Genomic DNA, 9,534 nt, shown 5'->3' with positions numbered 1-9,534 from the left:
CTTGCCGGGCGCCGGTGCTGTGTGGAAATCCGCCCACCCTTTCCGGGCGCCGGAGCCGTGTGGGAATCCGCCCACCTTGCCGGGCGCCGGTGCCGTGTGGGAATCCGCCCACCTTGCCGGGCGCCGGAGCCGTGTGGGAATCCGCCCACCTTGCCGGGCGCCGGTGCCGTGTGGGAATCCGCCCACCTTGCCGGGCGCCGGTGCCGTGTGGGAATCCGCCCACCTTGCCGGGCGCCGGTGCTGTGTGGAAATTCGCCCATCTTCATGACAAAAATTTGTCAAATGACAGGCTCATGTGTGCTGATTTATGTCAGACGGGATTTTGCTTATCAATTATTGAGAACAGAAATTTTCCTGAATCATCAATACTATACTTAGCAAGTAAAGGTGTTTTCTCATTTATCTGCTTGAGTGCAGGATCAAGGAAAGATCGTTTCAACTCTGCCAAGTTCTTCTGTTGGGATTCCGGCAAAAGGAAACGGTCATTTAACCAAGCATGAGTAGTAACCCATAAGCCTGAAGATTTGAATTGAGCAAGACTTTCATAAAGGCGGATCGTCCGTGGATTTCGAAGACTGCCACAATCGCGGAGCGAGTAGGTGGTGAACTGGTTCGTCAGGCCGTAAATGTACCGCAGGAGTTTATGGTTAAATTCGATTTCCCAGATACCACGAGCTGATCGGCTGCCAGCCTCTGTTAGCCAGGGGCGCGCGACGCAGTCAAAACTCCCTTCTTTCGGGTAAAAGATTACCGCAGAACGGCTTAACTCAAACACGCCTTCTTTAACATCCTTGATAGCCTGGTTACGGCTTACCTGAAAAATTTGCTCATAGTCAGCCACCTTTACTTTGAAAGTAGAGTCACCGAGTACAGCCATCTCATCATCATCTTCGCTTACTGAAGCTGTGAAATACGTCTGCATAAGACATAACCAGAGAACGCGCTTTGCTTTTAGCGAGAGGTAGTAAGCAGCTTCGGTAAGCTCGTTAGACTGCTTAACTTTTATCTTTTTGTTCAGCAACTTATCCATGAGCCTTGCCTTTGTGGGTTAAAAATTACTCTCCACACTACCACAAAGTTCAAACAAGTAAATACATTTTTTACAGTTTCGTCTAAGGTGGGCCAATTCCCATAACAAGGTGGGCTAATTCCCATAGTAAGGTGGGGTGTTTCCCATAGATAGGTGGGCCAATTCCCATAACAAGGTGGGCGGATTCCCAGAGATAACACTTATTTATGATTTTAAATCAATGAGTTATATAGCTCTAAAAGACTTTAAAAAGATAAAAAATCTATAAAATACCTTTTAAAAATATGCCTGTGGATATGTGCATATCATCGCTTACCAGCGCCGCTTCGCGGCTCGGTCAACCCCTCAGAACCGCGAAAACAAGTTTCGCAGTTCTTCACGGTTCATGTTTTAATCCAAGCATGGCGCCAGCACCTTCGCGGCACCATCGAGGCCCGCGCTGCTGCCGCACCGGGCCTCACCCTCAAATAAAATAAAGTTTATAAAAATCGTACTTGTATTGACCCCAGTTTATTCTGAGTATATCCTTTCTGTAACCAAAACTACGGAGGCGCCACAGATGGCTCAGAAAAACAGAATTTCAGAAACAGAATGGAAACAGCTGCTGCCGCAAATGGCTTCCTTTGCACACATCACAACAGATATTGGCTATTCCGTGCTTGTCAAAGGTGAGAAATCATCAGACGTAGCCACGCGAGTAGGCCGTTCCAAGCAAAACATTTCCAGCACCGTTAAGCGAATCTGGGATTTGTACCAGAACACCACTCTTAAAGCCGAGAACGGCGAACCATTAAAATTAGTTCAGGTCTGGATACCAGCAAGCCTTGCTGAAACTGTTTTAAAAGAAGCCGCGAAGTACAGCATTAATAACATCACGACCTCGGAAATGGAAAAAAAATAAAGTCCGAAAGGACTTTATTTTAAGACTACTAACGCGGCTTTATTACAGTGCTCGCCACCACAGTAAACCACTATCCCCGGTTTACCCCAGAGATTGATATGACACACCGGGCAGCTGTACTTTTCCCGGTTTGTTTTGTTCACCGGCGCTTCAGGCGGCGGGGTTACAAATCGCATGGCCTCTATGATCTCGTCGTCGAGTTCAACCGGGTCGCGCCCTTCCTCCACCTCCTGTTCGTGTTCGCTATCATCTTCCTCGTCGTCAATATAGCCTTTTCCTGTAGGGCTTAGCACAGCGCCAGGCTTAGGCTGGTAAGGCGGAAACCTGTCCATCCAGGAAAGCCGGAAATGGCCTGTCAGCAGTTCATCACAGGCCATATCGAAAGGGCCACCGGCAATAATATAATGGGTCATGCTCTGGCCCACTTTCCTGCCTCCCGGTTCGCCGGTATCAGAAGGCATTAGTCCTACCCGTTCCATCCGGGCCGCCCACTGTTTGTTGTGATAGCCACGGCGGCCAGGCTCGCCAAAATGGAATTGCCACTGATGAACCATCTCATGCACCAGTGTTGAAAGCGTGGCCTTTATGGTTCTGATCGAGAAATACACCGGATTCATAGCGATCTCGTCTACCGTGTACCCACTCTCACGGCCGACGAAACGCTTAAAGGAACAATAGCCATACGTTCGCTTCTCACGCTGCAACGTTATCAGGCATGGCGGCAGCTCGTTGCTGAATAGCTTCTCATTAAAAAAATCGTAGGCTCTCTGAAGTTCATCGTAGGTTTCGGGCGTAGGCAAATTCACTGTTAACCTCACATATATGTATTGTGCAATACACATAATTTAGCTGATCTTTTATACAGATGAAACGCCTTTTACCGAAAACCGCGAAACCGCGCCGAAACTCGTTTCGGCCGGTTGAGGGGTTGACCGGCCCGCGTGCGGCGCCGGTAATTATTTGATGGTTGCTGTTGGTATCGAGCGCCAGTCTGTCGTGTAATCAGGTGACAACATCTGACGGCGCATGGCAAAGGAGTTATCGATGCCCTGGCCTGCAAAAAACAGCTGGCTCTTGCCACGCCGGTTTATGCCATCGAGAACAGCCATTAACGCCTCGCTGCCAGCTGAAGGCGTAGCAGAGTCGAATAAATCCAGCTGGGCCTCCTTTCCGCTGAAATCGGCCAGCATGATCCCTGCTTTTGCATACGCAATATCTTCCCGCCAGATCCGCGCCAGCGCGGCTTGTGCCGCCTGAATTATCGTGCGGCTGTCCTGGGTTGCCACCGTCAGTTTTTCGGTTGCCTGATTGGCATACTGTGTATCACGCACTGAATAAGGACTGGTGCGGATAAAGACGCTTATGACGCGGCAGTATTGCCGCTCATTACGCAGTTTTTCAGCTGCGCGCGCTGCAAATCCGGTGATCGCCTGCTGCATATCCGCCAGGGCTACTACGCGTTGGCCGAATGAGCGCGATACAACAATCTGCTGCTTCGCCGGAGGGTTTTCTTCCAGGCTGAAGCAAGCCTCGCCGCGTAGCTCCCGTACCGTTCTTTCAAGCACAACACCAAACGTCTTACGGATTAGGCGCGTATCTGCCCTGGCTAAATCCAGCACCGTTTTGATCCCCATTGTGGCGAGTGCTTTCTCTGTACGATGGCCGACGCCCCAGACTTCCGCAACCGGCAGGATGCTCATTAATTTCTTCAGTCTGGCGCCATCGTCCAGAGCAACCACCCCGCCAGTAGCGGGCCATGTTTTTGCAGCGTGGTTACACAGCTTCGCCAGCGTCTTAGTACGGGCAATACCGACCCCGCATACCAGCGTTGTGTGTCGCCTGACTTCCTCGCGCAGTTGGCGCCCGAAAGCGTCAAGGCTCATGGCGGCCGTTATCCCTTTGCAGTCAACAAAAAGCTCGTCGATTGAATACTGTTCGACGTGGCTTGCAAGGGACTCAACTACGGCCGCGAACCGGGCCGACATGGAGGCATAGAGAGTGTAATTAGAGCTAAAAATAGCGATGTTATGACGCTCGATTATGGGTCTGACTTTGAAGTACGGATCGCCCATTTTCAGGCCCGCTTTCTTCGCCAGGTAATTACGGGCCACAATGTTGCCGTCATTGTTGGATAAAACGGCCACTGCTCGGTTTGCCAGATCTGGCCTAAATGCCTGCTCACAGCTGGCGTACATGCCATTGACATCAATCAGCGCAAACATACCGGATGCTCGATAAGGGAATGCGTAACCACTCCCCAGATTTCAACGCTCTCATTATCCGGGTCAATGTAGTACACAGGAAAATCTTTGTTCATCGGCATCAGGCAGGGTCTGGGCCTCAGCAGTAGCCGCTTCACGGTAAATTCATTATGGATGCAGGCGACTACGATTGAGCCGTGGCTGGCCGTCAGCGAGCGATCCACAACCAGTACGTCACCATCATGGATGCGGCCATCTTCCATTGACGAGCCAGAAACCCGCAGGAAGTAAGTTGCTGAAGGGTGACGAACACAATACTCATGCAGGTTTAACTCCTGCTTTTCATAGCCCTGGGCCGGGCTGGGGAACCCCGCAGAAATTCTTTGCAGATAAAAAGGGATGCTGTGTACCCGGCTGGCGCCGGAGCTTTCAAAAATATCGACCTTCATAGCGATCTTCCAAATCACTGTTTACTTATACAGTATCGCTGTTATGGTCAGGTTGGCAAGTTTTACAGGTACTCTACTATATGTAGTGCTGCTTCAGCTGCCAACGAACGCTATATATAGTGTTTGTTGGCTTTCTGCTTTCTCAGTGTCCCCTGTAACCGGCCGCGTGGCGGCGGGCTAGCAGGGAGGGGGGTGGCCTGTCGCTCCGGTCAGTCCCGCAGTTTCCGGCGATTTGCCCCCGGTGTCCGGTGGAGTCCGGCGAGGTCGCCTTCCATGCTCTGACGGGCATAAAATTAGGTAAATATAATCCGTACTTGTATTGACTTTAACGCCCCATTGTACGATAATTAAAAAGTGGCAGGTGATGTGCCTGCCGCTTAACCATCGCCGGTATCGGCTTAAAGAGGAAGTATCATGGAAACTATCGAAATCACCGCCCGCTACATTTCTGAAAACGCCCGCATGAACTTCATGCCTGCGGCATTTCGTGGCGCTTTCTTCAGCGCAGATCACTTCATTCAGTCCTTTCTGAATCGTTACGCTAAAGACTACCAGGGAGGGTATTGGGAATACCTTCAGGCCAGCAATGGCGCGTTTTTTATGGAAGCGCCCCAACCTCTTTGGCTCTCGTTACCTAACTATTTTGAAGGTGAATGCAGCGCGCGCGAAGTAGGGATTATTGTTTGTCTGTATGCCTACAGTTACTTTTGCGGGCTGGCATATGAAGAAGGCAAAGCCGAACTGAACGAAACGATGGCTAACCGGTATCACCTGTTGCGGGAGTACGTTAATACGCTGGAGAACGAAAGCCAGAATCGTATTTATCGTGCCATTGATTAACTGATAACCAGGCGGGCAAAGCCCGCCTTATCGTGACTGTCACGCTCAGGGGAAACTATGTTAGCGACACTTCAACACCCTACCGCCTGGCAATTGCCAGATCGGTTAATGCTTTTGGAACTGTTAATGTTCGATTACCGTAATTCCGATCAGGAGCGCTACGGCCAGCAAATCTATCACCACTATCGTAAACAGGGTAATCATCGCTGGGATACTTCTGTTCATCAGGATAGCGGCGGCCAATACGCGATTATTTTCCGGCACTCCTTCAGCAAAAAACAGGCTGATGGCGTTAAGCGAACGATGATCCGCGATGAAACCGTTATACGGGCAGGTACGGCGCAGGAGCTGACAGAAGCGACATTTCCCGACTTCCAGGATAGCGATATTCTGAAGGCGTCGGATTTCTTTAAGTCGCTTATCCAGCGCAAAGCGGCAGACGTAACACAAACCGATATTTGAGGATCAGCGATGCTGAACAAAACCGAAAACAACACCAACATTAGTAGTATCAACCCCTGTTCTACAGAGAGCCTAATAGCCGTGACGGGAAATGATGGAGAGACGCATATCATTCAGCGTGAGTTAATATCCCACTCTGTTGAAGGGCATGAAGCCACAATCATTCACCTTGTAACCGGGAAGTCGATAAGGGTTTCTTTGTCATCTGAAATTCTGGCAAAAAAACTAGGCATTACCGTGTCTGAATAACGGGTTTTGTTGCTTTGTTATAAGGTTTTATCCGTGTGTGGCAGAGTTCTAAAAAGGGAAACGTGAGAGATTATGAATACGATTAGCATAACGGAAATCGTGTTGAGTGTGCTTCTTGCGGGCGCTTTGGGGCCGGTTTTATTACGTCGAAAAAAAGGTCTGCTGTTACTGTTGTTGATTCTGGTCTGCACGATACTTTTGCTTCATGGTGTCACTACGATTTACTGATGTGGTCGAAAATCTTTAAAAGCGAACCCCCGGACGTCACCCCTCCGGGGCCGTTCTGCTGTGCTGCGCATCGAGCCGCTACGCGTCTCGCCCCGCTCACGCGGGCAGCTGCCACTGACGCCTCCGGCCTGCGGCCTCCGCGCTCCGCTTGGCAACCCCTTCCCCTGCTGCCGCTCATTTCCCCTTCAGCCTCCTATCATGATTCGTCTCCTGCATTATCCGTGGATTGTGCAGCTCAGTGGGGCGCTGGCCGTGACGGTGCGGTGTCCCCCGTAACCGGCCGCGCGGCGGCCGCTAACTCGCAGTACGGCGCCGCGACCCGCAGGCGGGCCGCCGTACCCGCGCGCAGGCGCGCGGCGCCCACTGCGCACCCCCGTGGGGGACGTGCGGCAGCTGCGTGGCGGCGGGCTGGGTTATGGCTTAGCAGGAAGGGGGGTTGGCCTGTTGCTCCGGTCAGTCCCGCAGTTTCCGGCGATTTGCGGCCGGTGTCCGGTGGAGTCCGGCGCGGTCGCCTTCCATGCCCTGACGGGCATAAAAACATGTAAATAAATTCCGTACTTGTATTGACTTTAAAGGCGTAATCACCGATAATTAAATCATCGGGAGGCAACACCGCCACCCGAAAAATTGCCGGTATCGGCGCTTACAGGAGTCGTCATGCACTTTACTAACTTCCTTCAGCGTTACTTCGATATAGAGATTGAACATACCTTTGACCCTACCATTCAGGGCAGCAACGAAACGGGTAAAGACGTCACTAAAATCTGGATCTATGAGAAGGGCGAGGATAGCGAACCGCTGCTTACTCTGACAGAAGCATGGTGGTATACCGAGACAAAAACGGCTGGTAACTGGCTTATCGGCAACGTGTATTCAACGCTTGAGCATGGGCGTGAAATTCATGAAAGCGAATTTCGTAAACTGGTAACAGCTGGCAAGGTGATATCAGCATGAGTAAGGGGAATAAAATGCTTATTAATCGGATAGCGGTTATCGGGCTTGCAGTTGTCGCAGCCGCTACGCAGGCAGGTGTGCCGCCGGTTAAGTTTTTTTACCGGGATACAGTCCCGGTAAGCATTACGCTGGACGAACCCGCAACGGGTTGCAGCATGGCCGGTGTGATTGTTCATCCAGTGGATCGGCCAGCGGCAAAAGTGGCGTGGTTTAGCGAGCGGATTTGCGGTAAAAAACGTTACCCGGTTAGCTTTATCAGTGATGAAATTAGCGCCCCGCATAACGTGATCCATAAAGGGGAAAAGTTTCACGTTACCCCGGCTCAGGTCAATCTCCTGGACGCGCAAAACCTCTAATTAAATCATCGGGTGGCAATACCGCCGCCCGAACAATCGCCGGTATCGGCAACCATCAAGGAGTTCACATGTATCACTATCTCGTTTTTGTCCCTCTCGCATTAATTTTTAGCGCCGCTGCGCTTGCCCTGCCCTGGTTTATCGTTCGTGCGGGATACAGGGATCTGGTGCAGATCACCTGCGCCTGCGTCTCTGTTCTGGGCCTGTGTGCGGCGACAGGGGTTTTCAGCTACTTCGATAATAAGCCGCTTGCGTTTCTGTACGGTTGCGGCGCGCTGGCGTGCTTTTTGTACGCGGTAGACTGCGCGATACCGTTGTATATGACGCGTAAAAAGCCACGTAAGCAGCTGTAAGAAAAAAGGCGGGTAATCCCCGCCTTTTTTATTGAGGCTGTCAGAAAGCGATTCAGGCACTCTATGAACGCTTTGCAAGATATAAAATTTTGTATGCACATTCAGTACTTATATTGACTTTGAGGACATAATCACCGATAATTAAATCATCGGGAGGCAACACCGTCGCCCGCAAAATTGCCGGTATCGGCGCGCAAAGGAGTACATCATGGATTACCAGACCCGCTTAAATTCTGATATAACCAAAGAGATTGATTATCTGGCATCACTGCGTAAACAACGCATGGTGGCGGATCTGCGCACAGAGCTGGTTTACGGCTCCCTGGAGCGTCTGGCAGATATGATCTGCAACACCGTCACTGACTGGTCGCTTCCCTGCCCTGTTCTGCCGCTTTCTTCCGTACAGCAATGGCACAAAGCCCGCGAAATCGTCCTGGCAGATTATGAGGACTTCGGCCACGATGCCTGGGACTTTGCCCGCCACTATATGAAAACAGAGCTTAGCTTCGGTTATGCCTGCTACAAAGACGATATTGCCTGATGATTAACAACATGGGGGGCTAACGCCCCCCTGATAAACTGACCCTTTTAATGGCCTTACCGCCGATTTCAGATGGAACGAGAGATAAACAGCGGCAGACTCCGGGCGTTACCCCTTCGGGGCCGCTCTGCTGTGCTGCGCATCGAGCCGGTTCCCGTCTCGCCCCGCTTACGCGGGCAGCGGCCGCTAACGCCTCCGGCCTTCGGCCTCCGCGCTCCGCTTGGCCTCCGGGCTTCGCCCTCCGCGCTGGCGCTTGGCGGCTGGCGTCAGCCGCCAGCCAGGTTCGCCGGTATCTCAGCTGCCCGGTCATAAAGCCGTTCCGTTGGCGTGGGTCGTTCCGCCTATGACCGCAGTGAAACCGGGCGCGGCAGGTTGTCAACAGACGCTTCGCTCAAGCTGTTGACAACCTGCCTTATTCGCCCGGTTACAGTGCGGCCGTCGGAAACGACACCCCGCCAACTTCTCTACAGGTGCTATATGACCTCTACCATCCTCGAAAACCTACCGCAAATCATCACCTCGCTGGCCGCTCTGATTACGGCCGTAACCGGCCTAATCAAAGTGCTACGCGACAAAGACAAGTAACAGCCATCGGGGCGGCTGTGCCGCCCCTTTGCAGCTGCTTGCCGGTGATCTCTCCAGTTTATGTTCTGACATTGTGCTAAATCCTGATGCCACACAGGGCGTTACCCCTTCGGGGCCGCTCTGCTGTGCTGCGCATCGAGCCGGTTCCCGTCTCGCCCCGCTTACGCGGGCAGCGGCCGCTAACGCCTCCGGCCTTCGGCCTCCGCGCTCCGCTTGGCAGGCCACACCCTGCGCCGGACTCGCCCGGCCGCAAGCGGCCGCCCCGCCCCTTCGGGGTGCCAACGCCCTTCAGGCGTCGGCATCCTTTGCCAGTGCGCTATTGTGTTATCCGTGGATTGTGCAGCTCAGCGGGGCGCTGGCCGTGACGGTGCGGTGTCCCCCGTAA

Annotated in this window: 12 protein-coding genes; 8 read left to right on the top strand and 4 right to left on the bottom strand. The window is 52.4% G+C overall.

The genetic code is table 11. From position 1 onward, the window contains the following. Positions 1-310: 310 nt before the first annotated feature. Entirely contained in the window at positions 311-1,030 is a 720-nt protein-coding gene (locus tag C3406_RS25615; RefSeq protein WP_001749982.1) for a replication initiation protein, read from the bottom strand. 559 nt (positions 1,031-1,589) lie between these two features. Between C3406_RS25615 and ardK the strand changes: the two genes are divergently transcribed. Beyond that, positions 1,590-1,931: an antirestriction protein ArdAB regulator ArdK gene (ardK, locus tag C3406_RS25610; protein ID WP_000057569.1), complete on the top strand. Its 342-nt coding sequence runs from the start codon at positions 1,590-1,592 to the stop codon at positions 1,929-1,931. 14 nt (positions 1,932-1,945) lie between these two features. Here ardK and C3406_RS25605 read toward each other — a convergent pair whose 3' ends face one another. The 3 genes from C3406_RS25605 to mucA all read right to left on the bottom strand — a co-directional run bounded on the left by C3406_RS25605 (position 1,946) and on the right by mucA (position 4,581). After that, a complete protein-coding gene (locus C3406_RS25605) occupies positions 1,946-2,737 on the bottom strand; it encodes a SprT-like domain-containing protein (protein ID WP_001452808.1) in 792 nt (263 codons plus the stop codon). A gap of 150 nt (positions 2,738-2,887) precedes the next feature. Continuing rightward, positions 2,888-4,153: a translesion error-prone DNA polymerase V subunit MucB gene (mucB, locus tag C3406_RS25600; RefSeq protein WP_001749980.1), complete on the bottom strand. Its 1,266-nt coding sequence runs from the start codon at positions 4,151-4,153 to the stop codon at positions 2,888-2,890. Next, entirely contained in the window at positions 4,141-4,581 is a 441-nt protein-coding gene (mucA, locus tag C3406_RS25595; protein WP_000861760.1) for a translesion error-prone DNA polymerase V autoproteolytic subunit MucA, read from the bottom strand. Before mucA ends, mucB begins: the two co-directional genes overlap by 13 nt. 414 nt (positions 4,582-4,995) lie before the next feature. Between mucA and ardB the strand changes: the two genes are divergently transcribed. From ardB to C3406_RS25555, 7 genes are all read left to right on the top strand, one after another. Further along, a complete protein-coding gene (ardB, locus tag C3406_RS25585) occupies positions 4,996-5,421 on the top strand; it encodes an antirestriction protein ArdB (RefSeq protein WP_000447669.1) in 426 nt (141 codons plus the stop codon). Positions 5,422-5,478: 57 nt separating this feature from the next. Then, the gene (gene ardR, locus C3406_RS25580; protein ID WP_000881513.1) at positions 5,479-5,883 is read left to right on the top strand and encodes an antirestriction protein ArdAB regulator ArdR; all 405 of its coding nucleotides are present in this window, start codon (positions 5,479-5,481) and stop codon (positions 5,881-5,883) included. A 9-nt stretch (positions 5,884-5,892) separates the two neighbouring features. Beyond that, positions 5,893-6,132 carry a hypothetical protein gene (locus tag C3406_RS25575; protein ID WP_000932975.1) on the top strand — a complete coding sequence of 80 codons (240 nt, stop codon included), beginning with the start codon at positions 5,893-5,895 and terminating at the stop codon, positions 6,130-6,132. An 885-nt stretch (positions 6,133-7,017) separates the two neighbouring features. After that, positions 7,018-7,314 (top strand): protein CcgD, encoded by a 297-nt coding sequence (ccgD, locus tag C3406_RS25570; RefSeq protein WP_000545925.1) that lies wholly within the window; start codon positions 7,018-7,020, stop codon positions 7,312-7,314. Between the two features lie 14 nt (positions 7,315-7,328). Beyond that, a complete protein-coding gene (locus tag C3406_RS25565; RefSeq protein ID WP_015344948.1) occupies positions 7,329-7,670 on the top strand; it encodes a hypothetical protein in 342 nt (113 codons plus the stop codon). A 68-nt stretch (positions 7,671-7,738) separates the two neighbouring features. Beyond that, complete coding sequence (gene ccgC / locus C3406_RS25560; RefSeq protein ID WP_001750002.1) at positions 7,739-8,023, top strand: protein CcgC; 285 nt, start codon at positions 7,739-7,741, stop codon at positions 8,021-8,023. A 208-nt stretch (positions 8,024-8,231) separates the two neighbouring features. After that, positions 8,232-8,564 (top strand): hypothetical protein, encoded by a 333-nt coding sequence (locus C3406_RS25555; protein WP_012561126.1) that lies wholly within the window; start codon positions 8,232-8,234, stop codon positions 8,562-8,564. Positions 8,565-9,534: the final 970 nt, after the last annotated feature.

Source organism: Leclercia sp. LSNIH8 (assembly GCF_002920195.1).
GTDB lineage: Bacteria > Pseudomonadota > Gammaproteobacteria > Enterobacterales > Enterobacteriaceae > Enterobacter.
This window is presented reverse-complemented; position numbering and strand designations above follow the sequence as displayed.